The 25,923-nt window shown below is 66.2% G+C and carries 26 protein-coding genes and 2 pseudogenes; 14 read left to right on the top strand and 14 right to left on the bottom strand.

What is annotated here, in order from left to right:
• The first annotated feature begins 31 nt into the window (after nucleotides 1-31).
• On the top strand, nucleotides 32-223 hold the full coding sequence (locus tag CKO31_RS05745; protein WP_200234874.1) for a hypothetical protein: 192 nt from the start codon (nucleotides 32-34) through the stop codon (nucleotides 221-223).
• A 45-nt stretch (nucleotides 224-268) separates the two neighbouring features.
• A complete protein-coding gene (locus tag CKO31_RS05740; RefSeq protein WP_200234872.1) occupies nucleotides 269-646 on the top strand; it encodes a hypothetical protein in 378 nt (125 codons plus the stop codon).
• 117 nt (nucleotides 647-763) lie between these two features.
• On the opposite strand, the gene CKO31_RS05735 is transcribed toward CKO31_RS05740, so the two are convergent.
• On the bottom strand, nucleotides 764-1,207 hold the full coding sequence (locus tag CKO31_RS05735) for a hypothetical protein (RefSeq protein WP_200234870.1): 444 nt from the start codon (nucleotides 1,205-1,207) through the stop codon (nucleotides 764-766).
• On the opposite strand from CKO31_RS05735, the gene CKO31_RS05730 reads away from it, so the two are divergent.
• The 8 genes and pseudogenes from CKO31_RS05730 to CKO31_RS27865 all read left to right on the top strand — a co-directional run.
• Entirely contained in the window at nucleotides 1,206-1,400 is a 195-nt protein-coding gene (locus CKO31_RS05730; protein WP_200234868.1) for a hypothetical protein, read from the top strand. The genes CKO31_RS05735 and CKO31_RS05730 overlap by 2 nt on opposite strands.
• Nucleotides 1,401-1,907: 507 nt before the next feature.
• Entirely contained in the window at nucleotides 1,908-2,069 is a 162-nt protein-coding gene (locus CKO31_RS05725; RefSeq protein WP_200234866.1) for a hypothetical protein, read from the top strand.
• 354 nt (nucleotides 2,070-2,423) lie between these two features.
• Nucleotides 2,424-3,938, top strand: a complete 1,515-nt coding sequence (locus CKO31_RS05720) for a sigma 54-interacting transcriptional regulator (RefSeq protein WP_200234864.1) — start codon at nucleotides 2,424-2,426, stop codon at nucleotides 3,936-3,938.
• A 72-nt stretch (nucleotides 3,939-4,010) separates the two neighbouring features.
• Nucleotides 4,011-4,271 (top strand): UPF0175 family protein, encoded by a 261-nt coding sequence (locus tag CKO31_RS05715; RefSeq protein ID WP_200234863.1) that lies wholly within the window; start codon nucleotides 4,011-4,013, stop codon nucleotides 4,269-4,271.
• A complete protein-coding gene (locus CKO31_RS27490) occupies nucleotides 4,268-4,759 on the top strand; it encodes a PIN domain-containing protein (protein ID WP_200234861.1) in 492 nt (163 codons plus the stop codon). Before CKO31_RS05715 ends, CKO31_RS27490 begins: the two co-directional genes overlap by 4 nt.
• 27 nt (nucleotides 4,760-4,786) lie before the next feature.
• Nucleotides 4,787-4,918: pseudogene (locus CKO31_RS27605) on the top strand (AAA family ATPase); the annotation flags it as partial.
• Nucleotides 4,919-5,124: 206 nt separating this feature from the next.
• Entirely contained in the window at nucleotides 5,125-5,385 is a 261-nt protein-coding gene (locus CKO31_RS26695) for a hypothetical protein (protein WP_242475173.1), read from the top strand.
• Between the two features lie 83 nt (nucleotides 5,386-5,468).
• Nucleotides 5,469-5,629: pseudogene (locus tag CKO31_RS27865) on the top strand (IS4 family transposase); the annotation flags it as partial.
• Between the two features lie 288 nt (nucleotides 5,630-5,917).
• On the opposite strand, the gene CKO31_RS05700 reads toward CKO31_RS27865, so the two are convergent.
• The 7 genes from CKO31_RS05700 to CKO31_RS05670 all read right to left on the bottom strand — a co-directional run bounded on the left by CKO31_RS05700 (nucleotide 5,918) and on the right by CKO31_RS05670 (nucleotide 14,482).
• Nucleotides 5,918-6,931 (bottom strand): tyrosine-type recombinase/integrase, encoded by a 1,014-nt coding sequence (locus CKO31_RS05700; protein ID WP_200234856.1) that lies wholly within the window; start codon nucleotides 6,929-6,931, stop codon nucleotides 5,918-5,920.
• A complete protein-coding gene (locus CKO31_RS05695; RefSeq protein WP_200234855.1) occupies nucleotides 6,924-7,892 on the bottom strand; it encodes a tyrosine-type recombinase/integrase in 969 nt (322 codons plus the stop codon). The genes CKO31_RS05700 and CKO31_RS05695 overlap by 8 nt, the downstream gene beginning before the upstream one ends.
• On the bottom strand, nucleotides 7,889-9,139 hold the full coding sequence (locus tag CKO31_RS05690; RefSeq protein ID WP_200234853.1) for a tyrosine-type recombinase/integrase: 1,251 nt from the start codon (nucleotides 9,137-9,139) through the stop codon (nucleotides 7,889-7,891). The genes CKO31_RS05695 and CKO31_RS05690 overlap by 4 nt, the downstream gene beginning before the upstream one ends.
• Nucleotides 9,140-9,364: 225 nt before the next feature.
• On the bottom strand, nucleotides 9,365-11,731 hold the full coding sequence (locus CKO31_RS05685) for a TOTE conflict system archaeo-eukaryotic primase domain-containing protein (RefSeq protein ID WP_322789098.1): 2,367 nt from the start codon (nucleotides 11,729-11,731) through the stop codon (nucleotides 9,365-9,367).
• Between the two features lie 375 nt (nucleotides 11,732-12,106).
• Nucleotides 12,107-12,457: a type II toxin-antitoxin system PemK/MazF family toxin gene (locus tag CKO31_RS05680; RefSeq protein ID WP_200234849.1), complete on the bottom strand. Its 351-nt coding sequence runs from the start codon at nucleotides 12,455-12,457 to the stop codon at nucleotides 12,107-12,109.
• Nucleotides 12,454-12,687 carry a DUF2281 domain-containing protein gene (locus tag CKO31_RS05675; protein WP_200234847.1) on the bottom strand — a complete coding sequence of 78 codons (234 nt, stop codon included), beginning with the start codon at nucleotides 12,685-12,687 and terminating at the stop codon, nucleotides 12,454-12,456. The genes CKO31_RS05680 and CKO31_RS05675 overlap by 4 nt, the downstream gene beginning before the upstream one ends.
• 904 nt (nucleotides 12,688-13,591) lie before the next feature.
• Nucleotides 13,592-14,482, bottom strand: coding sequence for a phosphoribulokinase (locus tag CKO31_RS05670; RefSeq protein WP_200234845.1), 891 nt, complete (start codon nucleotides 14,480-14,482; stop codon nucleotides 13,592-13,594).
• Nucleotides 14,483-14,738: 256 nt separating this feature from the next.
• On the opposite strand from CKO31_RS05670, the gene CKO31_RS05665 reads away from it, so the two are divergent.
• The gene (locus CKO31_RS05665) at nucleotides 14,739-16,886 is read left to right on the top strand and encodes an ATP-binding protein (protein ID WP_242475172.1); all 2,148 of its coding nucleotides are present in this window, start codon (nucleotides 14,739-14,741) and stop codon (nucleotides 16,884-16,886) included.
• Nucleotides 16,887-16,922: 36 nt separating this feature from the next.
• On the opposite strand, the gene CKO31_RS05660 is transcribed toward CKO31_RS05665, so the two are convergent.
• From CKO31_RS05660 to rsxA, 6 genes are all read right to left on the bottom strand, one after another.
• Nucleotides 16,923-17,633, bottom strand: a complete 711-nt coding sequence (locus CKO31_RS05660) for an electron transport complex subunit E (RefSeq protein WP_200234841.1) — start codon at nucleotides 17,631-17,633, stop codon at nucleotides 16,923-16,925.
• Nucleotides 17,633-18,352 carry an electron transport complex subunit RsxG gene (gene rsxG / locus CKO31_RS05655; protein WP_200234839.1) on the bottom strand — a complete coding sequence of 240 codons (720 nt, stop codon included), beginning with the start codon at nucleotides 18,350-18,352 and terminating at the stop codon, nucleotides 17,633-17,635. Before rsxG ends, CKO31_RS05660 begins: the two co-directional genes overlap by 1 nt.
• Before the next feature lie 89 nt (nucleotides 18,353-18,441).
• Nucleotides 18,442-19,506 carry an electron transport complex subunit RsxD gene (rsxD, locus tag CKO31_RS05650; RefSeq protein ID WP_200234837.1) on the bottom strand — a complete coding sequence of 355 codons (1,065 nt, stop codon included), beginning with the start codon at nucleotides 19,504-19,506 and terminating at the stop codon, nucleotides 18,442-18,444.
• On the bottom strand, nucleotides 19,506-21,428 hold the full coding sequence (gene rsxC, locus CKO31_RS05645; protein WP_200234835.1) for an electron transport complex subunit RsxC: 1,923 nt from the start codon (nucleotides 21,426-21,428) through the stop codon (nucleotides 19,506-19,508). The genes rsxD and rsxC overlap by 1 nt, the downstream gene beginning before the upstream one ends.
• A 181-nt stretch (nucleotides 21,429-21,609) precedes the next feature.
• On the bottom strand, nucleotides 21,610-22,206 hold the full coding sequence (gene rsxB / locus CKO31_RS05640; protein WP_200234833.1) for an electron transport complex subunit RsxB: 597 nt from the start codon (nucleotides 22,204-22,206) through the stop codon (nucleotides 21,610-21,612).
• Between the two features lie 112 nt (nucleotides 22,207-22,318).
• Nucleotides 22,319-22,900 carry an electron transport complex subunit RsxA gene (gene rsxA, locus CKO31_RS05635; RefSeq protein ID WP_200234831.1) on the bottom strand — a complete coding sequence of 194 codons (582 nt, stop codon included), beginning with the start codon at nucleotides 22,898-22,900 and terminating at the stop codon, nucleotides 22,319-22,321.
• Nucleotides 22,901-23,476: 576 nt separating this feature from the next.
• Between rsxA and thiM the strand changes: the two genes are divergently transcribed.
• Genes thiM through thiD form a run of 3 tightly spaced genes read left to right on the top strand, consistent with a single transcriptional unit; the run spans nucleotide 23,477 to nucleotide 25,895 of the window.
• Nucleotides 23,477-24,409, top strand: coding sequence for a hydroxyethylthiazole kinase (gene thiM, locus CKO31_RS05630; protein WP_200234829.1), 933 nt, complete (start codon nucleotides 23,477-23,479; stop codon nucleotides 24,407-24,409).
• On the top strand, nucleotides 24,406-25,074 hold the full coding sequence (gene thiE / locus CKO31_RS05625; protein ID WP_200234827.1) for a thiamine phosphate synthase: 669 nt from the start codon (nucleotides 24,406-24,408) through the stop codon (nucleotides 25,072-25,074). The genes thiM and thiE overlap by 4 nt, the downstream gene beginning before the upstream one ends.
• Nucleotides 25,071-25,895 (top strand): bifunctional hydroxymethylpyrimidine kinase/phosphomethylpyrimidine kinase, encoded by an 825-nt coding sequence (thiD, locus tag CKO31_RS05620; protein ID WP_200234825.1) that lies wholly within the window; start codon nucleotides 25,071-25,073, stop codon nucleotides 25,893-25,895. The genes thiE and thiD overlap by 4 nt, the downstream gene beginning before the upstream one ends.
• Nucleotides 25,896-25,923 lie beyond the last annotated feature (28 nt).

The following is a 25,923-nucleotide window of genomic DNA, read 5'->3' as shown; positions in this document are numbered from 1 at the left end:
AAAGAGCCTGCTGCCGCTGCAGCCCGGCGACGTGCCCGACACCCAAGCCGACGCCACCGACCTGGTGGAGCGGCAGGAATACAAGCCGGATGCATTGGTCGAGGACGGCATCGCGCGGTTCCTGGGGTGGTATCGGGGTATCAGGGCGTTTGACGTTGCGGGCTTGCGGGCCGGATGGAGTCCGCAAATGAACGCCGAGAGACGCAATCAAGCACGCAAATAGGGTTTCGGGAGGCGTATCGCCCGTCACCGGGGCATAGGGGCAGACATGCGATACCTACAGTATCTGGCTTTAGCAGTGGTGGTCGGCGGCGGGCTATACCTGCTATTGTCGATCTCTTTTGATTCCGCCTACGCCGCCAAAATGGCCGCGGTTACGGCGCCGCTGGCGCTGTGGACGGGGCGGCTGATCACAGCCTATCGAACTAGCGTCATCACCCGGCGCATGCCGATGCTCGATGGCGGCCCGACACGGGCGGGCGCCTTCTGGTCCTTCCGCCCGGATGTCTACGAGCGCAGACCGGGTTTCGACTATTTCAAGGGCTATTTCGTCAAGGAAGCCGCCGTGCTGGCGTTGCTCTGGCTCCTGTTTCTGTCCATACCGCTTATGGAGCTTTTGGACGGGGCGGGACTCGTGGAGCGCTAGCCATTATGAACGGCCGTTTCTCCGCCCGGTAAGCAGCGCCCGGTAAGCAGCGCCCGGTGGGCTACCGATCCAGCGCAATGAAGCCCCTATGCGTCGCGTCGCCGTCGACCACTTCGGTCAGCTGCGCCATGCCCGGCTCGTGGCCTTGATCATAACTCCGACCATTTCTTGCGCCGGTCTCCGATGCTTCAGACTAAGTGTCTGATTTGATGGGCTTGGCAGAAGCGTAACCATCGGCGACGCTGGGTTCTGGACGGACTTATGATCAAGGCCCGGCTCGTCGGGCAACAGGGTCACCCCAACGCGGTCGCTGACAGCCAATGCCTCGTATTGTGATCGCGACACCGCATAGGGATTGCTGTATGGCCGGCCCTCGTAGCGGTGCTCCACCTCGATGACGAAACTCGGGCTGGCGCTGCTGGACCCGCTCGGGTACGACCGGCTCTTCTCGATAACGACACCCTCAACTTGCACGCCGCGCGCGGCCAGATTTTCGAGCAGCGACTGATAGCGGTTGAAGTGCCATAAGCCCCAGCCGGCAAACACGGCTGCGAAAGCCATGATTGCGACGCACGACACCGAGGCGAGCCAAGCCGCCTATCCGCAGCCGGCGAGCCAACGCGAGGGCTTGGGCTTCTCGGTCATGCGCCTGGTGGTCTTGCTGTGTCTGGCCAGCGGCGCGTTGCTCGACGCGGCCGAGGGGGCCTGCCCGGGCAAAGGCGGCGACGAGCAGACGCTATTGCGCAGGGCGTAGGGTGGACAAGCGAAGCGCAGTCCACCAGGTTACGGGCGGCCCCGTGGTGGACTTCGCTGGCGCTTGTCCACCCTACGGCTTGCACTAACAATCAAGCCGCCGGGGGCGCACCCTGCGTAGCCGGGGCTTTCAGCCCTGATTGTGTCAGGCCGGGATGGCCTGACTACCCAGTCAGCGCCCAAGGCGGCCGGAGTGATGATCAAGGCCCTCGGCAACAAGGACCCTCTCAGCGTCTGGACCAAGCCGAAGCGCCCGGACTGGATGAGCCCGCAGGAGTACGCCGAGGTGCCCGACACCTTGACGGTGCGCGAGCTCTCCAGCGGGGGGCAAGATCCTGGTCACCACCTGCCTCTGCCCGAAGGACACCCCCAAGGGCATGCTCAAGGCCCTGTATGGGCGCCGCCGGGACGTCGAGCTTAACGTGCGCAACATCAAGACGACACTCGACATGGAATCAGTTGGCATGCGCGCGCCGGTGCCAGCCATGACGGCGTGGTCATCCACGGGTTGCTGCTGGTCATCGCCGAGCCGCGGGTTGGCCTCAGACCGGGGCGAATCGAGCCCCGTCAGCGCAAGCGCCGGCCCAAGTCGTTCCCCTTGCTGACCAAGCCGCGGGCCGAGGCGCGTGAGGAGGTGCGGCTCAACGGCCATCCGAAGAAGCAGCGCTGAGTCGGCAAGGTGGCTGCCAAGTGCATGATTCAGAGAGCTTTCCGCTTGACTTAGCGCCATTCGGCTCTGCCCGTTTCGCCGACCCCTTTTGCCCACAACGCACGCTGAGGGGCGACGGCGGCGACTACTGCTTACGATCGAATCCCGCCGTTGGCCCTTTCAGGGCCAACGACCGCTTCGTCCCAATCAGCGGTCACGGACGCCAATGGAATCTGCCGCACCGGTGTGATTGCGACAGTCGAGATGAAGCCACGGGGTGCGGCATCCGTGGTCGTTCTGTAAGCTGACACCAAGCCAAACGAGAGCTGAAGAAGCACTCTGCGGCGACCAGGCGTAGACGAGTATCCTCCCGGCATGCACAGCATTCTCATCAGCTGGCTCGGGCGCACCGATCTTCGAGCGGTCACCGAGAGTAAGCAAATCGGCATCGGGCCGGTTGCACAAGCCTTGGCAACAGGGCGTTTCGAGCGGCTGGAGCTTCTGTGCGACTGCTCGGCGGAAGAGGCCGAAACCTATCTGGCATGGCTCGTGCCGCGGACCGAGACGCGGGTCATTCCCCACCCGGCCGTGCTGCCAAGTCCAACCGATTTCGACGCCATCTACCGTCACGCGTGGACTGTCGCTGCTCAAGCGGCGGCGGAGGTGAACGGCCAGGCCGACCATCTCACTTTCCATCTGAGCCCTGGCACGCCGGCCATGGCCGCGGTCTGGATCATCATCGCCAAGACTCGCTTTCCCGCGGAGCTCATCGAATCCTCGATTCAGCACGGCGTCAGAACGGTCGCAGTCCCGTTCCAGATCTCGGCAGACTTCATCCCGGATCTGCTCAGGCGCCCGGATTGCGAGCTCACCCGCCTCACCGCCGGTCTGCCACCGGCCGCGCCCGCCTTCGATGCCATCATCCACCAAAGCCCGGTCATGCATCGGGTCGTTGCTCGTGCCAGACGGGTCGCGCTGCGCTCGATCCCGGTCCTGATCGAGGGAGAGTCCGGCACTGGCAAGGAGCTGCTGGCTCGGGCCATCCACCAGGCCAGCCCGCGCCATGATTGCCCCATGATCACCGTCAATTGTGGCGCGATCGCTCCGGAGCTGATCGAATCGGAGTTGTTCGGGCACGAAAAGGGCGCCTTCACCGGGGCCACCAGCGCCCGCCGGGGCGTCTTCGAGGCCGCCGACACCGGCACCCTGTTCCTCGACGAGATCGGCGAGCTACCCAAGCCGGCCCAGGTCCGCTTCCTCCGGGCGCTCCAAGAAGGCGAGGTCACCCGCGTCGGTGCCACCGCGGCGATCTGCGTCGATGTCCGCCTCATCGCGGCCACCAACCGCAGCCTGATCCAAGAGGTCACGGCCGGGCGTTTCCGGGAGGATCTCTTCTACCGCCTAGCGGTCGCCGTCATCCCACTGCCCGCGCTGCGCGATCGCGACCAAGACGCCGCCCTGCTGCTCGACCGCCTGCTCGACCAGGTGAACTGCGAGAGCACCGGCGAGCCCGGCTATGAGCCGAAAAAGATTTCCGTTGCCGCAAGAAAGCTTCTGCTTGAGCATCCCTGGCCCGGCAACATTCGCGAGATGCTCAACACACTGCGGCGCGCCGCCGTCTGGACCCCCGGCCCGATCATCGATGTCGACGACGCCCGCGACGCCCTGCTGCCGAGCCCGACCCAAGCCCAGGCGCAGGACGCCATCCTCGCGCAGGATGTCCGCCAAGGCATTGATCTCAATGGCATCATCGACCGCGTTGCGCGACACTATCTGCAACAGGCCATGGCAGGGACCGGCGGCAACAAGGCGCGCGCCGCCAAGCTCCTCGGCTTCGGTAACGCGACCACGCTGACCAATTGGCTCAAGCGCCACGGCGTCGAGCCCTGATGGCACGGCTTCTGCTTTACCCTTCTCAGCACATCGTGCGCCTCTCCAGGAAAGCCAGACCGGAACCCGATCATGTCCGTACCCACCATCAACCCCGAGTTTGCTCCCGTCCTCGAGTCGCTGGGCGACGGCGCTGGAGACTTCTTCCTCGCCGCCAGCCTTTACCATGCACACAAGATCAGCTTTGGCGCGGCGGCCGCCCTGGCCGGTCTGGGGTACGAGGAGTTCCACTATCGGTTGAAGGAGCACTTCGGCAGTGGCTTCGCCATCGACGACGAGACCATCCGTGAGGATCTGCGCCTCGTTGACGAGCTTGCCGGGCACCGGTCGTGAAAATCGTCACCAACGCCAGCCCGTTGATCTTCCTCTCGAAGATCGACTCGCTCGGGCTGCTGCAACAATGCTTCTCCGATGTCCTAGCTCCACCGGCCGTGTTGGCCGAGACGGGCCTGAAACTGCCGGACTTCGTCGAACAATCTCAACTATCCGATCTGGGTGAAGCCTTCGTCCGGGGCGCCCTTGGAAGCCTGCATCGGGGCGAGCTGGAAACTCTCGTGCTCGCGCGGGAGCGCGGCACAGATCTTGTCGCCGTTGACGACGGCGCCGCGAGGCGCAAGGCCGGCCAGATGGGTCTGCGCCCCATTGGTACCGTCGGCATTCTCGTCCTCGCGCGGCGTTTCGGGCATCTGGACGAGCCAACAGCGCTAGAGCAGCTCAACCTGCTCGTCGATCGCCACGGCCTCTACGTATCGAGCGCGCTTCTACAACAGGTCCGCCACGCGCTCGCCGGGCCACACCCGGATGCAACCGAAGAACACTAGCCGCCACCGCACGCGACGGAAATCACGATGATCCTCAAGGCCCTGACCCTCGAAAACTTCAAAGGCATCCGCGAGCCGGTGCGCATTGAGTTTGCGCCACTGACGCTGCTGTTCGGGCCGAACAACGCCGGCAAGAGCACCATTGTGCAGGCGTTGATGTATGCGCGGGAGGTGTTGGAGCGGGACAATTGCGATGTTGGACGGACTGAACTTGGCGGTGACGTAGTCGATCTTGGCGGTTTCAAGAACCTTGTGCACGACCAAGATTATCGAAATCGTGCGATCCGAATGCGCTTCCAGTTGGACCTCTCGCAAATTGGATTACCAGATTTCCGCCGACCGAGACGCTGCACGCGGGCCAACTGGTGGCCGGTGGCGTCTGCGATGCCTGGCTGTGGCGGGGCCGGCGGGTGGTGTTGGCCGACGGCACGACGACGAGCCGGCACGACACCGAGGCGAGCCAAGCTGTCTATCCGCAGCCGGCGAGCCAACGCGAGGGCTTGGGCTTCCCGGTCATGCGCCTGGTGGTACTACTGTGTCTGGCCAGCGGCGCGTTGCTCGACGTGGCCGCGGGGGCCTGCCAGGGCAAAGGCGGCGACGAGCAGACGCTATTGCGCAGGGCGTAGGGTGGACAAGCGAAGCGCAGTCCACCAGGTTACGGGCGGCCGCTCGGCATGGAATCAGTTTTTCATGTCGCCTGACACATGGGTTGCTGCTGCTCATCGCCGAGCCGCGGGTTGGCCTCAGACCGGGGCGAATCGAGCCCCGTCAGCGCAAGCGCCGCCCAAGTCGTTCCCCTTGCTGACCAAGCCGCGGGCCGAGGCGCGTGAGGAGGTGCTGCTCAACGGCCATCCGAAGAAGCAGCGCTGAGTCGGCAAGGTGGCTGCCAAGTGCATGATTCAGGGAGCTTTCCGCTTGACTTAGCGCCATTCGGCTCTGCCCGTTTCGCCGACCCCTTTTGCCCAAAACGGACCCTGAGCGGCGGGTGCTGCTCGGCCCCGTGACCCTCGAGTGTCAGCTTCCCGCCCCACAACGCACGCTGAGGGGCGACGGCGGCGACTACTGCTTACGACCCCTATGTAAAGTTGCAAACTATGTGAAGTTCGCCTGCTGGCCCCAGCGGTACGGGGCGTTGGAGCCAGCAGGTTCTTTACATAGTTACAGGGCTTGAAGGAATGCTCGCAGCGCATCGGGCGGGCGATAGCGATGGATCGTCGTATCGGGCTCGTCGAGGCGTGCGAGCGCCTGTTCCTTCATCGCCAGGTCCGCTTCCACGTATCGATGTGTCGTCGTTGTGCTCTCGTGACCCATCCACAGGGCAATCACGCTGAAGGCGACACCGGATTGCAGCATATGCATCGCCGTCGAATGACGGATCGTGTGCGGCGAGACATGCCGTCCAGCGAGGGAGGGATGCGTTTGGGTGGCACGGGTCACGGCGATATCGAATCGTTGGTTGACGTTTTGGCGTGTCATGGCGCGACCGCCGCGGTTGGGTAGCAACGGCGTGTCCCGCGCGAGCGCAGGATTGCGCCGCAGCCACGCGCGGATTTCCTGGACCGTGGATTTCCACAACGGGACTGCGCGCTGCTTTCGGCCCTTGCCGTGCAAATGCACACAGGCGGAAGCATCCAGCACGACGTCGGCGACCTGCACGGCGATGATCTCCGAGACGCGCGCCCCGGTGTTGTAGAGCATGGTCAACAACAGGTGGTCGCGCTGCGACGTCCAGGTCGCGCCCGGCTGGCCAATGACCGCGAGCATCTCCTCGCGCGACAGAAACCCCAACATGGGGCGCTCGAAGCGCTTCATGGGTACCGCGAGTGCCCGTTCGACGCTCAGCAGCGAGGCGACATCGTGCCGTCCGGCGAACTTCAGGAACGCGCGCAGGGCAGTCAGGCGCAGATTGCGGCTGCGCACCGAGTTGTTGCGCCGCCGTTCCAGGTCATCGAGGAATGCCAGGATGAGGTCCGGCGCGATATCCGCCAGACACAGCTCGGTCGGGGCCTTGCCCAGACGTTCGTGCGCGAAGTCCAGGAACAGCAGCATCGCATCGCGATAGGACGCGACCGTGTTGGGGCTCATGGCGCGCTGGGCGAGCAGATGGTCGGTGAAAAACTGCTGGACCAGCGCCGGAAATGAAGGCGTGTGTACGGCGTTGGCTTCAGACATGGTCGACCTCGGCGCTTGGGGGCAGCGGCTCGAACCGTTCGGTGGCCAGTGCCATGAGCGCGGGCACTGCTGTGATGTACCAGTAGGTGTTGGTCACCATCGCATGGCCGACGTAGGTAGCCAGGGCCAACATCTGTTGGTCGACATCGACCCCCTGCGCCTGCCAGAGCAGCATGCGACGCACGACGAACGTGTGTCTCAGGTCATGAATGCGCGGCGCGTGATGGGCGCCACGGTTGATCCACCCCAATTGGTCGGATAGGCCGCGGAACACCCGAGCGACTTGCCGCAGACTCAGCGCGCATCCCTGGCGCTCACCGCGCGTGCCGACAAACAACGGCGTTTCCTCCCTACGCGCGACCTGCCGATCGCGCAGCCGACAGTACGCTTTCAGCGCCTCCAGCGTGCTCGGATGCAGCGGTATCTGGCGGGACTTGGCGAACTTGGTTCGCCGGACTGTCAGCAGGCCCGAGCGCAGATCGACATCCGCATCGAACAGGTGCAGCGCCTCCGAGACACGCAGACCGGTTGCCGCCAACAAGCCGAACAAAGTTTCGTAGGTGGCGCCGCGTAACGGCGGACACAGACCACGCGCGGCGACCAGCAGGTCAGCAATCTCCTGCTCGGTGTAGATGTGGGGGGCCAACCGCTGGTCGACACCGCCGAAGACAGTGTCGTCGGGCACCTCGGTACCTGGCTCGAACTGCTGCATCCATCGGGCAAAGGGGCGCAGGATCTTCAGTCGCCGCGCCCAAGTGAGCGGGTTGTCACTGCCGTTCTTCGGACAGCGCGCCCACGCGGCCATGGCCTCGACGGTGAGCGGCGCCGGTGTTCCCAGGCCATCGATGTAATGCGCGAAGCTGCGCAGGGCATGCCCCATCGAGCGCGAGGCAAACCCGAGCCGACGACGTTCCTCCAGGAATTGCGCCACGGACGATTGCATGGCGGTCATGGTGTTCATGCCGCACCTCCTGGCCATGGCAACGCGACGGCGGTCAGCGTCCGGCTGTCGAGCTTGGCGTAGATCAGCGTGGTGTTGAGCGAACGATGGCGCAGGACATCGGCCACCTCCTTGAGCGAGCTGCCGCTCGCCAGCAGGCGACTGGCCATGGTGTGGCGCAGCAGATGCGAGCGGGTATAGGGCAAACCGGCACGGGCGTAGGCTTGGCGAATGCTCTTGCGCACGCAGTCGGCGCCGAGCGGGCGGTCGCAAGGCGCGATGCGGCGAACGAAGACCGCCCGACTGGCGCTCGGCGGGCGTTCGTGCAGGAGATAATCGACGATGGCCTGTCCCGTGGTCGGCGGCAACGGCAAGGTGTCTTCGCGACGGCTCTTGGTCCTGCGCAAGGTGATGGTGCCGGCCTGCCAGTCGATATCATCGAGGCCAAGCGTGGCGATCTCCCCGCTGCGCAAGCCCAGATCCAGGGCACAGCGCACCATAGCATCGGCGCGCCGCGCCGACGCCCCCTCCCAACCGAGCGAATCCACCAGCTGCTGAACTTCCGCATCGCTCAGGCCTTTCGGCAAGGAGGCCAACTGCCAGTTGGCCGGATAGGGCAGCACTCCGATGAGCGCATGTACCCGATCGCCACAGGTGGCGCGGAAACGGAAGTAGCCGCGCAACGCCGAGATCAGCGTGCCGGCGCTGGCCGGGCTGCTGTAGCGTTCGCTCTGACGGGCGACGAATCGACGCACGCGCTCGGGCGTGACGGCGTCGAAGTCGATGGCCTGATCGCCGAAGTGTTCGACGAGCAGACGGCGGACCGTTCGCAGGTACTGGGTGCGCGTCTTGGGGGCAAGTCCCTGCACACGCTCCATCCGTTCGCCGAAACGACGCAGTTCCTCCTCGACCGGCGTCCCCGGCAACCGTTCCGGTAGCGCTGCGTTGGCGTGCAAGACGATCAACAGATGCCCAAGCGCCGCCCGCAACTCTGCATGGGCGCGAACAACGGGTGCGGCACAATCGCACCGGGGAAGGTGGCCGTTGAGAAACTCCGCGACCCTATCTGCGCCGAGGGATTCGACCGGGATTCGGTGCCGGTGCATCCAACGCCCGAAGTGTGCCAGGCATCCGAAATAGGTCGTCGTCGTTTGAGCTGCGTACTCGCGCTCGCCGAGGTAGCGTGCGAAGGCGTCCACGTAAGGTGCCAACGGGCTGCCACGAAGCTGGCGGATTGATCGCTCGGGAAGTTGGCCTGCACTGCTCATCGCGGTCTCCTGAAGCGGCTGGAGCCTCTCAGTAAACCGCAGAAATATGTAAAGTTCGCTCCCCGTTCCTTCCCGCTGAGGCTCGCAAACACAGCGACTTACGAAGACCGCCGTGCCACGATTTACATAGTTGGCAACTTTACATAGGGGTCGCTATGTAAAGCTTTACATAGCGACCCATAGGAGACATCTTTCCTGAGAGATTGAACGACAGCAAAGCACCGCTCAGCGGACATCCAGCTCAGGTTGGTCTGCGATGCGATAGCCCATCGCTTGATACCCCCGTTGGCGTTTGTCCCACATGCGTTGTAGTGCCGGATGACCGGTATCGATGAAATCGATGATGCGTACGTCGGTCTTGATGGCATGTTCCCGGTGCAAGCGGCCGGCATATTGCTGCAACGTCCCCCTCCACGACACGGGCATCGCCAGTACCAAGGTGTCGAGCGGCGGATGATCGAAGCCCTCACCGACCAGTTTGCCGGTGGCGACCAACACGCGCGGCGCATCTGGCGCCAGCGCATCCAGTTCAGCGACCAAGGCGGCTCGCTGCTTTTTCGACATCCGTCCGTGCAACACGAAAAGGGATGGAATGGTACCCTCCAGTGCGGCATGGATGGTATGAACATGGTCTGTGCGTTCGGTCAACACCAAGACCTTGCGCCCGTGTTCCACCGCATTGTGGATCGGGTCGATTATTGCTTTAGTCCGATCCTGATCGTTGGCCAGGTGACGAAAGACTTCCTGAATCCCTGCATCTGGCGGTAGATCAATGCACCCAGACAGCTCGCGCGGCAGCACGGCAAGGTCACGCGGGGCGCCGGCGGGTTGGGTCGCCGTGTGTCGGATGGGGCCACACTGCATGAAGATGATGGGCTGTTGGCCGTCGCGGCGGATCGGCGTGGCGGTTAGGCCTAGGACGTATCTCGCTTTGACGCATTTGAGAATGTCCTCGAAGGAGGTGGCACCGAGGTGGTGACACTCATCCACAATGACCTGACCATAGTCTTCGACGCACGGGTTGACCTTGCCCCGACGCGACAGCGACTGCATCACGGCAAGATCGATCTTGCCGCTGAGTTTGGTCTTTCCGCCGCCGATGGTCCCGATCACGCCCTGGCCGACGCCGAGAAAGGATTGCAGACGCTCCCGCCATTGGTTGAGCAGGTCCGTTCGATGCACTAGGACCAGGGTGTTGACACGACGCTCAGCGATCATTCCGGCCGCGACCACCGTCTTGCCAAACGCCGTTGGCGCGCAGAGAACCCCGGTGTCCTGTTGCAGCATCGCGGAGACTGCCTCGGCTTGATCGGATCGCAGGGTGCCGGCGAACTCGACCTCAAGGGGTCGGCCTGAAGACCGCTCGTCGTGGACTTCGCTGCCAATCGCGTTGTCCTGCAACAGTTCCAGGACGGCATCGAGACATCCGCGCGGCAACGCAATGTGCTGAGGATAGTTTTCCGCGCAGCCGATCACGCGGGGCTTGTTCCAAACCGATAGGCGCATGGCCTGCGCCCGGTAGAAAGCAGGGTTTTGGAACGCGGCGAGGCGGATCAGCCGGTTAGCCAGCGGCTGCGGCAGTTGTGCCTTCTCGAAATAGACGCGGTCGGCCAACGTCATGGTGATGCGCTTGGGCATCGGTGCTGGTAGCGCTCTGGCCGCCGGTTTAGGGCGCTTCCAAGGCTCCGCCTGGTCCTCCTCATCAATGAAGGCAATATCCAATGGATGAACCCCGCCGCCACCGCGCAAGATCGCGGGCTCAATATCCTGCGGCGCCATCAGTCTTATCGATGCCAGGAAGGCCCATTGGTCGGGATACGCGTGCCAGTCGCTGTCGACGAACAGGCTGCACTGGCTTTCTCGCGGTTGCTTTTGCAGCGGCAAGGCAATCAGGTTGCCGAAGCCGCCCTTGGGCAGCCTGTCCTGGCTTGGGAAAAGTCGGTCGTAGGAGGTCAGCTCCAGCTGCCGGGTGCGGGCGCAGGTGTGGCTGATCAGGGTAGTGCCAAGCCGACGGGCCTCATGCGCCGGCACGCGGCCATCGAAGAAGATCCAGGCATGCGCCCCTTGGCCGGAGCGCGAGATTTCGAGCGCGACGGGGACCCCCAGGTCCTCGCAAGACTGGGCGAAGGCGCGCGCGTCGGCGCGCCAGTCGGCTTTATCGAAATCGACTGCTAGAAAGTGGCAGGTGTCGTCTTCCAGCAAGGGATAGATGCCAATCGTGTGCTTGCCTGCCAGGTGGTCATAGACGACGGTATCGGTCAGCGGGATCAGTACGCGATGAGCACAGTCCGCGCACTTGATGCGCGGTTTGTCGCACACGCCAGAGCGCCATTCGTTGGCGCAAGCTGGTGCATAGCCCGACTTGCCGCTGGTCTTGCTCTCCCAACGGATCGGAAAGACATCGTCGCGGCCTCGGAACAGCCGACGAAACAGCGCTACTTTCTCGCGCGTCGATAGCCCTTGTGTTTCCCGCTCGGAGACGGGGGAAAGGGACTCGGTAGGCTGTCGCCACTGGATTCCATGGGCCTCCAGTAACCCGATCAGGCGCGCGTTTTCGGCCCTCAGCGCTGCAAGCGCATCCTGCTCAGACACTGGGCCTACCGTTGGCAAGGGAACTGTGTAGGCCCCTCGCATCAGCGAGATCGGACTCGTTGGCGTGGATGGGGCTCGAAGGGGCCGCGGGTTGCTCGGTCGCCATAACGGATGGGCGGGGTCAGATGAGCGGAATAAGGGGCCGAATGGCACTCGCTTAACCGACAGCCCCTTAAAATCAATCGCTTAGCGAAGCCCTTCGCCCGCAGCCTGCATGATTTCAGCCAATCCCGCGGGAGGAAACCGCAGACCTTCACGGTAGACGCAGCGTGGATCGCCGGATCAAAGTCATCGCAAGCAACTGGTTTGTACGAGTTCGTGGCCTTAATCTAGCGCTATTCGGATTAGGCTCAATTTCTTTCCGATACCACCGACTCATAGCTCCGCCGCCAACCACTCCGCAAGCCGGGCGCGGACCGCGCTCAGACGTTCCTCGCTGATCGACCCAATAGACCCTATCAACAGGGCGCCGTCCAATACCGCGAGCCGCGAAAGGCGCAAGACGCTAGGCGCTTTCAGGCCGGAACCTGCAAAATCAGGGTCTTTCGTAAAGATGATCTCATCAAAACCGGGTTCGGCCTGATGCAGTTGCGAGGACACCATGCAAACCAGCCAGTCATCGGCGCGGCTGGATGCCTGACGGATCAATAAGACGGGGTGTAGCTTCGAACCGGAGAGATCTGTGTTGGGAAAGGGAGTCAAGGCGATTTGCCCGGCGCGCTTCATGGCCAACGCTCGCGGAGATCGGCGTCACCGTAAATGACCGGATCATCATCCATGCCGCGCAATGCCTGCTGCATCGCCATGTCGGCGAACTCCTCATCCGTCCACTGATCCATGGCGGGGCCTCGGTGGCTGGCGAATCGGGCGGCCAGATAATCGACGAAATCGAAAACCTCGGCCCGCTTCTCGTCCGGCAGTGTCTCCAGTTTCTTGATCAGCTCCGCGTAACCCATCGTTAGTGTACGTGTTCTCTGTTTGGTGCTCCACATGCTAGCGCGCGTCCGGGTCAGACGGAAGCCTCTCCGCCGGTATACCGGGCTCCCGGTCTCTCGCCTAAGACGTGTCTGCTAAGGATTCCTGGGCAGTCGGGTCGCCACGGAGCGGCAACGACCGGAATTGGCCGACTGCTGACGGAAGCCCATCCCCGACGCACGTCCGTAGTTTGCTGTACAGCGGACCTCCGCATTGTTTGTTTACACCCGAGAGCGCGCGGCGGGCAACCATACCCCAGCGACGGCGTCATGCCCCAGCCGCGCTGCTCTGCGCTCCCTCGGGTGCACGCGGACGCCGTCCAGTACAGGGCTGGGGTTTCGGCTCCAACTTCCCGGGCTGAGCGCCAGCGATTGGGCCTGGACCACTAGGTCAGCGTGAGCCCGGGTGCGCTGCGGGGCGAATCTGTTTGGATGCCATGTGCCTATCGGCGCCTGCGCCCGCAACGCGAAGCACCGCCATCGCTTGGTGCTCGGCATCTGGACTGCGCGGGGCGCAACCTTATGTCCTGCTTTGGGGCCGGGAGCGGTCCTAGCGCCCGAACTGGAGCCGGACACGGCCGTTCGTAAGGCCCTTGTCCAGGAGACAACACGGCGGCCACATCAGATTGGCGACGCGTGGTCGCGCCACAGGCTTTCAGACCTCGTTGCACAGCAGTTGCTGCCGGGGGATGGCAGCGACTTGGACGTTCTCCGGACGCGATGGCTTCTTCGAGCCGAGGTCCGGTCTCAAAACATGCGAATGCGCAACGAGCGAGCAAAAGTGCGCCCGGAGTCGTGACCAGAGGAATTGCCCCCTGGTGGTGGGCGCTTGGACTGGCAAGCGCCGCGGGCCAGACGGCCCGCGGCGGAGGCTAGGCAGCAGCCGTCAGACTTGGCGGGCGTCCATCATGCGCTCGATGATGGGCTGGAGGATGATCTCCATCGAAAAGCCCATCTTGCCGCCGGGCACCACCATGGTGTTGCGGCGGGACATGAAGGAGTCCGGGATCATGTTCAGCAGATAGGGGAAGTCCACCTCCAGCTTCTCCGGCTCCTTGAAGCGGATGATGACGAAGCTCTCGTCCGGGGTCGGGATGTCCCGGGCGATGAAGGGGTTGGAGGTATCCACCGTCGATACGCGCTGGAAGTTGATGTCGGTCAGCGAGAACTGCGGCGTGATGTGGCGGATGTAGTCCGGCATCCGGCGCATGATGGTGTCGACGATGGCCTCGGCAGAGTACCCGCGCTCGGCGTTGTCGCGGTGGATTTTCTGGATCCACTCCAGGTTGACGATGGGCACCACGCCGACGCCGAGGTCCACGTGCTTGGCGACGTCGATGTCGTCGGTCATCACCAAACCGTGCAGGCCCTCGTAGAAGAGCAGATCGGTGCCCGCGGGGACGTCTTCCCAGGGCGTGAACTGGCCGGGCTCGAGCTGCGTGTCCAGCCGCGCGTTGTGCTCGTCGGCCTCTTCCTGGCTGTGGATGTAGTAGCGCTTCTTGCCGCCACCGGACTCGCCATAGCTGGCGAAGAGCTCTTGCAGCAGGTCGAAGCGGTTGGCCTCGGGGCCGAAGTGGCTCAGATTGCGGTGCTCCTCGGCGGCACGGGCCATCTCCGCTTTCATTTCCTTGCGGTCGTAGCGGTGGAAGCTGTCGCCCTCGATGACGGCGGCGTTGATACCGTCGCGGTAGAAGATATGCTCGAAAGCGCGCTTGACCGTGGTCGTGCCGGCACCGGAGGAGCCGGTGACGGCGACGACTGGATGCTTCTTTGACATGGTGAACTCCCCGTCTTATTGACTGCTGCGGCGGCCGCGCCTGGCGGCCGGCGTGCGGGCAGGCGCCGCGACAACGGCCAGTACCTGGGCCGGTACGGGCTAGCGAGAGCCGAGGCGGCGCCGATCTCCGACGGCCGCCGGCCGCTATCGGAGCGCCGAAAAAAATGCAGAACCTCTAATATAACACGCCAGTTAAGACCACAGGACGGATGCTGGAAACCGGCATCCGCCGCCCGCCGGAGCCGACATGTCGCCCATGAGCCGCATCCCGCCCGCGCTGCGCGCCAATCCGGAGTTCCAGTCCGCGGTGGTACGCGTGGGCATCTGGCTGTTCGGATTGATCTATATCGCCGCGGCCGCCTGGCTCGGCCTCTTCAGTGTGGACTATCCGGCGTTTCTGTCGCTGTTCGCGGGCTACCTGGTGGTCAACCTGACCATCCTCGTCAGCGTGCTGCTGCGCGCGACCTGGGAGGCGCGGCGCTACATCTCGCTGTTCTTCGACATCGTCGCCGTCAGCCTGGCCATCTTCCTAACCGGCGACCAGGGCAGCCCCTTCTACCTGTTCTACATCTGGATCTTCATCTCCGCGGCGACCCGCTACGGGCGCACCCACCTGGCCGTTGCCGCGAGCGCCGCGGTGGTCTCCTACAACATCACCCTGTTGGTGCTCGGCGCCTGGACCAAGGACCCGATGGACGCCGCCTTCCATGTGCTGGTGCTGGTCCTGCTGCCCTTGTACCAGGACTCCCTGCTGGTGAAGCTGCGCGAAGCCCGCCGCGCCGCCGAGCAGGCCAACCAGGCCAAGAGCGACTTCCTGGCCAACATGACCCATGAGCTGCGCACCCCGCTTACCGGCGTGCTCGGTATGGCGACGCTGATGCGCACCACCGAGCTGGACACCCAGCAGCGCGAGTACCTGGACGCCATCACCAGCTCCGCCAACATGCTGCACGCGCTGATCGGCGACATTTTGGACCTATCCAAGATCGACGCCAAGAAGCTACAGCTGGAGCGCAGCGGCTTCGACCTGCGCGAGCCCGTGCGCGAGATCTGCGAGGTCATGCACACCCATGCCCTCGCCAAAGGGCTGGACCTGGTCTGCGACGTCGCCCCGGACCTGCCGCCGCGGGTGCTCGGGGATGCGCTGCGGGTGCGCCAGATTCTGTTCAACCTGATCGGCAATGCCGTCAAGTTCACCGAGCAGGGACAGGTGATGGTGCGCGCCAGTGTCGCCGACGCGGGCCCGGCGGACCCGCGCACCGGCGTGTGCCTGACGGTGGAAGACACAGGCATCGGCATCGCCCCCGAGAAGCTGGAGAGCATTTTCGAGAGCTTCAGCCAGGCGGACGACTCCACCACGCGCCGCTACGGCGGCACCGGCCTCGGCACTACCATCGCCCGTGACCTCACCCGACTCATGGGCGGGCACATCACCGTGGAGAGCCAGGTGGACCGCGGCACGGCCTTCCGCGTCTGGCTGCCGCTGCTGGGGCAGGATTGCCCGCGGCCGCCGGCGCCGCCGCAGCCGAGGCTCGAGGCTGTACGGGTGCTGATCTACGAGCGCAATGCCGCCCAGCGCGAGATCATCCACGCCACCTGCCGGAGCCTCGGCATGCAGTGCTTCGCCGAGCAGGACATCGGCCGCCTCGGCGGCTTGTTGCAGCGGGCCGGCGGCATCGACCTGCTGATCGTCGGCGACAGCCCGGAGCCGCTGGACCTGCCCGACCTGCTGGACACCTTCCAGCGCCTGCTGCACATCCGGGTGCCCTATCTGCTGCTGATCTACGGCCAGCGCCGCGGCGAGCTGCACGGGCACTGCCGCCACTGCCTCACCAAGCCGTTCCTGCGGGAGGACTTGGTGCGCGCATTGGAGGTCACACTGGCCGAGCGCGGCACGGCGCCGGACGACGACACGGACACCGTGGACACCGCGTGCGACGCATCGCAGCCGTCTGCCGGCACCCCGGCAAGACCCGAGCGCGAGACTTCGGAAACAGGGGAGATCCCCGCGCCCGACCCGAGCGCGCCGCAGATCCTGGTGGCCGAGGACAACGCCATCGCCGCGACCATCATTCGCACGCTGCTGGCGCAACAAGGCACCGCGGTGACAGTGGTGACGGATGGTGAGCAGGCGCTTGCAGCGGTGCGGCGCAAGGATTTCGACCTGGCGTTCGTCGACCTGCGCATGCCGAAGGTCGACGGGCTCGATTTCACCCGGCGCGTACGCGCGAGTCAGGGCGAAGGGCGGCGGCTGCCGATCATCGCCCTCACCGCCAACGCCGCCGAGGATGTCAAGGACCGCTGCCTGGAGGCCGGCATGGACGCCTTCCTCACCAAGCCCGTGGACGCCGATGCCCTGGCGGCCGCCGTCGCGCGCTGGGCACTAGCCGCGGACGCTCCTTGAGATGATCGAGGCCGTCAGCGCGGCGTCACGGGCACGTCAGCCCGGGGCCGGCTGCGCAGCATCCTGCTCCGGTAGATCGCGCCGCGCGGCGGCCGCCCGCTTGAGGCGGGCAGCACGCTTGTCGATGATGTTCTTCAGCGCGATCAGGAAGCCGAGCCCGATAAAGGCGCCCGGCGGCAGGATGGCCAAGAGCGCACCCTGGAAGTCCGGACCCAGATCCAGCCCAAAGCCGCGGGCCCCCTCTCCCAGCAGCAGCTCAGCCTGATGGAAGAGGGTCCCCTGCCCCAGGAGCTCGCGCATGCCCCCGAGCACCATCAGCACCAGCGAGAAGCCGATGCCCATGGCCAGGCCGTCGACGATGGCCTTGTCCAGACGGGCCTTGGAGGCATAGGCCTCGGCCCGGCCGATGATGGCGCAGTTGGTGACAATGAGCGGAATGAACAGCCCGAGCACCAGATAGAGCTCGTAGAAGGCCGCCTGCATGGTGAGCTCGACGGTGGTCACGAACGACGCGATCACCAGCACGAACACCGGCAGGCGCACCTCGGGGCGCACCAGGTTGCGGATCAGCGAGATGGTCGCGTTGGACAACACCAACACCGTGGTGGTGGCGAGCCCCATGCCGAGGCCGTTGGTGGCCGTGGTGGTCACCGCCAGCAGCGGACAGAGCCCGAGCATGGCCACCAGGGCCTGGTTGTTGCTCCACAGGCCGTCGCCGATGAGGCTGCCGTAGCCCTTCTCCGCCATCAGCCCGCCTCCGCAACCTTGCCGCTGCCTGGCAACTGCCCGCCGGCCGTCGCCGGCTCATCCGCCGCCGTCGGCGCCTCGGGCTCGGCCTGATTCGCCGGGCCCGCCGAGTCGTAGAGGGAATCGCCCGCACGCTCCACGAACAGCAGGGTGTTCTTGACGGCATTGACGATGGAGCGCGGCGTGATGGTGGCGCCGGTGAACTGGTCGAACTCGCCGCCGTCGCGCTTCACCTGCCAGGCCTCCAGCGGCGGGTTGCCGATGGACTTGCCATTGAACTGCTCGACGATCCAGTCGCTCTTCTTCTCGTCGATCTTGTCGCCGAGTCCGGGGGTTTCGTGGTGCTCCAGCACGCGCACGCCGCCGAGGCTGCCGTCGCGCAGTACGGACACCAGCAGCCGGATCGGTCCGGCATAGCCGTCCGGCACCACCGGCTGGAGGATCACGGCCACCGGCTCGTCCTCGTCGCGCACCCGGTAGACCTCGGTCTGCGCCGAGCCGAGCAGGTCCGGGGCGCTGACTTTGATGCTGTCCTGCAGCGGGTCGTTGGCGACGCGCTCGGCGGGCACGATGGCCTTGAGCTTGGAGAGCATGGCCTCGCGCTCGTTGGCGGCGATGCGCTCGCCGGTGAGCTCATGGGTCATGGCCACCAGGCCGACGCCGCCGACGGCGAAGCTGCCGAGGATGGCGGCGGCGATGAGGATAGGTGCTTTGTTCATGGTGAAGAACGACTGTCTGCGCTCGAAACAGGGGTCAACCTTCGGCGTGGCGCTGACCCGCCGACGGGCCGCGCCACCGCCGGCCGGGGCTAGGCACTGCGTTTCTGCCCGAAGACCCGAGGCTGGGTGTAATGATCGATCATCGGGGCGGCGATGTTCAGCAACAACACCGAGAAGGCCACGGCGTCCGGATAACCGCCCCAGGTGCGAATCACGTAGATGGTCACGCCGATGAGAAAGCCATAGACCAGCTGCCCCCGCTTGGTGGTACAGGCGCTCACCGGGTCCGTGGCGATGAAGAAGGCGCCGAGCACCGCCGCGCCCGACACCAGGTGGAGCATGGGTGCCGGATAGCTCTGTGGGTCCAGCAGCCAGAAGACGGCGGCGGCGAGCATCAGCCCGGCCAGGAAGGCCACCGGGATCTGCCAGGTGATGACCTTGCGCCAGAGCATGTAGAGCCCGCCGAGCAGGAACCAGAAGGCCACCCACTCCCAGCCGCGACCGCCGAACAGGCCCCACAGCGGGCTGGAGGCGCGGATCTCATCCATGGTCATGCCCTGATCGAGCAGGGTGCGCATCTCATCCAGCGGCGTGGCGGCGCTCACGGCATCCCAGGTGTGCTCCGCCGGCAGGGCGCCGGTGAAGATGAGCCGGGCGGAATCCATGAAGGACAGGGTCACCAGGTCCTGCGCCGCCAGCAGCGCCGGCACGTCCGGGGGCAGCCAGGTGGTGGTGGCCACCGGATAGGAGATCAGCAGGAATACATACCCGGCCATGGCCGGGTTGAAGGGGTTGTAGCCGATGCCGCCGTAGAGCTGCTTGACGATGACGATGGCGAACAGGATGCCGAGCAGCGTCAGCCACCAGGGCAGGGTCGGCGGGATGGTCAGCGCGAACAGCAATGCCGTCACCACGGCGCTGTAGTCGGCGATGGCGGGCAGCGCCGGGCGCCCGCGGACCTTCATCACCAGGGCCTCGGCCACCACCGCAAAGACCACGGCCAGGGCCATGTTGATGAGCACGCCCCAGCCGAAGAACCACACCAGCGCGAGGGTGCCCGGCACCAGTGCCAGGCAGACCTGGAGCATCACCCAGTCGACGCTGTTGACCCGCGCCGCGTGGGGCGAGGAGATGAAGCCTGCGCGCGCCTGCATCAGCCGCGCCCGGCCGATGCACGCGGCCGCTCCTGCTCCGTCGATGACGCGGCTGATGGCTGCTTGGCGTCATCTGATCCCTCACCTGGTCTTTCATCTGGCCCCGCGCCGAGGGTCTCGGCACCGGCCGCCTTTGCCTCATCCACGGCGCGACTGCCGTCGTCCGGCACCGGCTTCGGCACGGCGCCCTGCGCGCCCTGCTGCTCGGCGGCCTTGGCCTGGGTCTTCGCGTTCGCTTGGGCGCCCGGCGGCTTGCCGTCGGGCGCTGCCACCTTCGGCGTCTCGGCCCCGGCGGCGGCACCGGCCTCGGCGGCGTTCTGCTCGGGCGCCTCCTTTTGGGCGGCTGCTTCTGGCGCCTCGCGCTTCTTGGCGGCGGCCCGCTCGCGCGCGGCCTTGATGGCGGCCTGCTTGTCGTCGTCCTTGCCGCCCTTGGGCGCCACGGCCTCCTTCTTCTTGCGCATCTTGGCCTTCTTCTCGCGCTCCAGACGCTCGAGACGAGCCTCCTTGGCGGCATGGCGCTCGCGGGCGTGCTCTGCGGCGCGCTTCTCGCGCTCCCGCGCCCAGCTCTCGGTTTTGGCGAAGCGGTAGTACTGCACCAAGGGGATGTGCGACGGGCAGACCACGGCGCAGCAGCCGCACTCGATGCAGTCGAAGAGGTTGTAGTCCTGAACCTTGTCCAGGTCCTTGGCCCGCGCGTGCCAATAGAGCTGTTGCGGCAGCAGGTTGGCGGGACAGACCTCGGCGCAGCGTCCGCAGCGGATACAGGGCTGGGGCTCGCCCGGGTCCGGACTCTCGCCCGGCGTCAAGGCCAGGAGGCAGTTGGCGGCCTTGGTGATGGGCACGGCATCGGAGTCGATGCGAAAGCCCATCATGGGCCCGCCGACCACGAGCTTCTCCAGCGCACCGGTGTAGCCGCCGCTGGCGGCCACCAAGTCCGCGGCCGGGGTGCCGATGCGCACCCGGTAATTCTGCGGTTTGCCGACGCCGCGGCCGGTGACGGTCACATAGCGCTCGATGAGCGGGCGCCCGCGCAGCACGGCATCGGCCACGGCGCAGGCCGTCCCGACGTTCTGGCAGACGATGCCGATCTGCGCCGGAATGCCGTGGCTCGGCACCTCTTTGCCGGTGAGGATCTTGATGAGCTGTTTCTCGCCGCCGCTGGGATACAGCGTCGGGATCTCCATGACCTTGATGCGCCCGGCGGCGCCGTCCTGCTCGTTCGCCTGCTGCGCGGCCTCGCGCATGGCGGCGAGGGCCTCGGGCTTGTTGTCTTCGATACCCACCAGGCAGCGCTGCGTGCCCAGGATGTGCAGCATGACCCGAATGCCGTCGACGATGTCCGCCGCGCGCTCGCGCATGAGCAGGTCGTCGCAGGTGATGTAGGGCTCGCACTCGGCGCCGTTGATGATCAGCGTCTCGATGGGCTGATCCGGCCCCGGATTCAGCTTGACGCTGGAGGGGAATGACGCCCCGCCCATGCCGACGATGCCGCTCAGGCGGATGCGCTCCCGGAGCTCCGCCGGATCTTGCTGCGCGAAATCCGGCAACGGCGCCGGTAGCTCGCCCCAGACATCGTCGCCGTCGGTGGCGATGACGACACAGGGGGCGCTGAGGCCGGAGGGGTGCGGCACCTGCCGCGGCTCCACGGCCACGACGGTGCCGGAGCTCGGCGCATGCACCGGTGCACTGACATAGCCCTGGGGCTTGGCCAGCACCTGGCCCTTCTTGACCTGGTCGCCGACGCCCACGCAGGCCTGAGAGGGCGCACCGATGTGCTGCTGCAGCGGCACTACCAGCTGGGTCGGCAGCGGTGCGGCGACGCTGGCGCCGGCGTTGGACAGCGCCTTCTCGTCCGGCAGGTGAATGCCGCCGTGGAAGTGCCACAGGCGCTCGCGGTGGGGGTTGAGTACGGAAAAGAGCATGATTCAGGCTCAGGTCACGGCGCGGATCGTGAAGTGCCTAGTGTAGCGGCCGCCCGGGCGCGCCGGCGGGCTGCACCTGTCGCGACGGCGTGCGCGCTCCAGAGCATCGCCGGGGCATCGCCGGGGCTTGGGCGGGGTAGGCAAGGACTTGACAGCAGGCATCGCCGGGGCTTGGGCGCGGCTAGGCCGCCTCGCGCTGCTCCACGGCGTCGGCGTTGGCCGCACTGCCGGGCCGCCCGGAAGCGACGCGCGGCACCATCGGATAGGGCCACTTCCAATTGGCGATGGTCTGCGGAATCGGCTCCATGTGGATGCAGTCCACCGGGCAGGGCTCCAGGCAAAGCTCGCAACCGGTGCACTCGGCGGCCAGCACCCCGTGCAGCTGCTTGGCAGCGCCGACGATGGCGTCCACTGGGCATACCTGCAGGCACTTGGTGCAGCCGATGCACTCCTGCTCGTCGATGACGGCGACGGCTTTCGGCTTTTCCACCACGTCGCCCACTTCCACCGGCTCGCGGCCGAGCAGGTCGGCGATGGCGAGCATGGTGGCCTCGCCGCCGGGGGCGCATAGGTTGATCTCGGCCTCGCCGGCGGCGACGGCCTCCGCATAGGGACGGCAGCCCGGGTAGCCGCACTGGCCGCACTGACTCTGCGGCAACAGCTCGTCTAGCTGATCGGCGACGGGATCGCCGTCGATGTGGAAACGGATCGCCGAATAGCCCAGCAGCAGCCCGAAGGCCGCGGCGAGCAGCGCAATGGCAGCAACGGCAGTCAGCATGGCCGAATCTCCGATGGTAGCGGCCCGCCGCGGGTACCTGGGCGGCGGACGCGGACGTTGACCTCGCCGCGTTGGGCAGCGCGCGGGCGCCGCCCGTTCCAAACGTCGGCGCTCATACCGAGACCAGACCCGCGAAGCCCATAAAGGCCAGCGACATGAGCCCGGCGGTAATCATCGCGATGGCGCTGCCCTGAAAGGGCTCCGGCACGTCGGCCACGGCGACGCGCTCGCGCATGGCCGCGAACAGCACCAGCACCAGCGAGAAGCCGATAGCCGCCCCAAAGCCGTAGAGCGCCGACTCCAGGAAGCCCCGCTGCTCCTGGAGGTTCAACAACGCCACGCCGAGCACGGCGCAGTTGGTGGTGATCAGCGGCAGAAAGATGCCGAGCACCTGATAGAGCACCGGGCTGGTCTTGTGCATCACGGTCTCGGTGAATTGCACCACCACCGCGATCACCAGGATGAACGCGATGGTCCGCAGGTAATCGATACCCAGCGGCATCAGCAGGAATTCGTTGACCAGCCAGGAGGTGACCGCCGACAGCGTCAGCACGAAGGTGGTGGCAAACCCCATGCCAATCGCCGTTTCCAGCTTCTTGGACACGCCCATGAAGGGGCAGAGCCCGAGAAACTTCACGAGCACGAAGTTGTTCACCAACACGGTGCCGACGAGGATCAGCGCGTACTCGGTCATGGGTTACAGTGGTGCTCTATGCCGGATCCGACGCGCCTGGGACAGGTGCGGGCCGATCCAGTTTTTTCACTTAGTATGATCAGGGTTATTACCCAATCCCGGCATCATAGTCACAATTGTGCAGTGCAGCAACCCAGCAGCAGCCCGACCAGCAGCAGCCCGATTGGCTCCGGGCGTTGGCACCCCCCTGTCGAGACGCACCCAGGGCCGCCGCGAGCGGCCACGCAGGCAGCCACGCCCCCAGCCACGCGAAGCCCTCGAGTCGACACCTGCGGGGACACCTGCGGGGACTCCGGCAGGCGCCGGGCCAGTCCCAGCTCCTCCCAGCCGATCCCAGCCACTGCCAATCAGGCCCGCAACCGCTTGCACACCGCCTTGCAGTACTCTAGCAACGCCATGCGGGTGCCGCGTTGACCACCATCACCCAGGACCGCTTAATCCGAGTATTTTACTCAGGCAAAGCCTGGCTTGCACTACCGCCATTGCGCTTGCCCCAGACGCTGGCCAGTGCCACTGTCGGCGGGGATACTGACGGGCCTTCTGCACCATCGAGCCGGGCCCTGAGCACACGAAGCCATGCAGACAGACGTGAAGCCCCGTCCGCTCCCGCTGCCGCCCCCCGGTGACGCGCTGCGCCGTCTGCGCAGCAGCGTCCCGCTGGTGCAGAACATCACCAACTACGTCGCCATGCATGCCGCTGCGAACATCCTGCTCGCAGTGGGCGCCTCGCCGGCGATGGTGCATGCCGTCGAAGAGGCGGGCGAGTTCGCGACGCTTGCCGATGCCCTGACCATCAACATCGGCACCCTGTCACCGGCTTGGCTGGAGGGCATGCTCTCGGCGGCCGCCGCCGCTTGCCGTCACCGCAAGCCATGGGTGCTGGACCCGGTCGCCGTCGGCGCGACCACGCTGCGGCGCGAAGCGGCGGCACGGTTGCTGGCGCTGGCGCCGACACTGATTCGAGGCAATGCGTCGGAAATTCTGGCCCTGAACGCCTTGAGCGCGGATGCGTCCAACGGCGCCGGCGAGCACACCGGCGGTCGCGGGGTCGATGCCACAGACCCTGTCACGGCGGCGGAACAGGCTGCCGTGGTGCTCGCTCGCCGCCAGAGCTGTAGCGTCGCCGTCACCGGCGAGATCGACTTCGTTACCGACGGCCAACGCGCCGCGCGGGTCGCCAACGGCCATGTGCTCATGCCCCAGGTCACCGCCCTCGGCTGCTCCCTCACCGGGGTCTGCGGGGCCTTCCTCGCTGGCGGTGACGACCCCTTCGAAGCCACCGTCGCCGCACTCGCCTACTATGGGCTCGCCGGCGAGCATGCAGCCCGTGGCGCGGATGGACCGGGCAGTTTCTTGCTCTGCTTCGTCGACGCCCTGGCCGCGCTTAGCGCCGACGCCGTCAACGCGGACGCCCGCATTGCACCCGGGCCCGTGCCCGAGCCGCTGGCCAACGAGCCGCAGCGGGGCGCGGACGACATCGAGCCCACACCGGGAGCACCCGCCTCATGAGCCGCGCCTTGGACCTGTCGTTGTATCTGGTGACGGACCCCGGGCTTTGTGCGAGCCGCGGCCTGGTGGACACCGTGCGGGCCGCCGTGGCGGGCGGCATCAGCGTCGTGCAGCTGCGGGACAAGGCGGCACCGGACGCGCTGCTCATCGAGCAGGGCCGCGCGCTCAAGACGGCCCTGGCCGGCACCGGCGTACCGCTGATCGTCAATGATCGTCTGCGCGTGGCCGCGGCGGTCGGGGCCGACGGTGTCCACGTCGGCCAGTCCGACGCGAGCGTGGCCGCGGCACGGGAGCTGCTCGGGCCGGAGGCCATCGTCGGGCTATCCATTCAGACCATCGCGCATGCCCGGGCGGTCGCTGCATTGCCCATCGACTATGTCGGCATCGGCCCCGTCTTCGCCACCGCCACCAAGACCGACCACGCCGTGCCGCTCGGGTGCGACGGACTCGCCGCGGTGCGGGCGGCTTCGGACTTTCCGGCCGTCGCCATCGGCGGGCTCACGGCCGCCCACGCAGACTGCGTGCTGAACGCCGGCTGCGAGGGTCTAGCCGTGGTGTCCGCGGTCTGCGGGACGCCGGATCCGGAAGCCGCTGCCGCAGCACTCGCAGCCGCCGTGCAGCGGGCGCAGAAGCGGAAGCAGAGGCAGAAGCGACAGACAACATGAGCGCGACTCGCATCAAGAACGTCCTGAGCATCGCCGGCTCCGACCCCAGCGGCGGCGCCGGTATTCAGGCGGATCTGAAGGCCATCGCCGCCCAGGGCTGCTACGCCATGGCCGCCGTCACCGCCCTGACGGCGCAGAACACCCGCGGCGTCACCGGGGTTCGGCTCGTCGAGCCGGACTTCGTCGCCGCACAGATCGACGCGATCTTCGCGGACATCCGCGTCGATGCGGTAAAGATCGGTATGCTCGGCAGCGCCGACATCGTCGCCGCCGTCGCCGCCGCCCTCGCCCGCCATCGCCCGCCGCACGTGGTGCTGGACCCGGTCATGGTGGCCAAAGGCGGTGATCGGCTGTTGGCGGACGCGGCGGTGGCCATGCTCAAGGACCGCCTGCTGCCGCTGGCCACGGTGCTGACCCCGAACCTGCCGGAGGCTGCGGTGCTGCTGGAGTGCCCCGAGCCCGAGACGCGGGACGCCATGCTCGCGACGGCCAAAGCATTGCGCGGCCTCGGCCCCGCGGACGGCAGCGGCGCCGTGCTGCTGAAGGGCGGCCATCTGCCGGCGACGGACAGCCCGGACCTGCTCGTCACCGCCGACGGCGAGCATTGGCTCGAGACCGAGCGTATCGCAACCAAGAATACCCACGGCACGGGCTGCACGCTGTCCTCGGCGCTGGCGGCCCGGCTCGCCGCGACGGCCGACGTGCGCGCAGCCACCGAGCAGGCCAAGCGCTACGTCGCCGGCGCCATTGCCGCAGCCGATAGCCTCGACGTCGGTCAAGGCCACGGCCCCACCCACCACTTCCACGCCCTCTGGCGCTGAGCCCACCGCGCCGGCGTAGGTACCTGCG

Source organism: Thiohalocapsa halophila, assembly GCF_016583825.1.
Taxonomy (GTDB): Bacteria; Pseudomonadota; Gammaproteobacteria; order Chromatiales; family Chromatiaceae; genus Thiohalocapsa; species Thiohalocapsa halophila.
The sequence above is the reverse complement of the archived record's forward strand: the minus strand, read 5'-3'. Positions and strand labels throughout refer to the sequence as shown.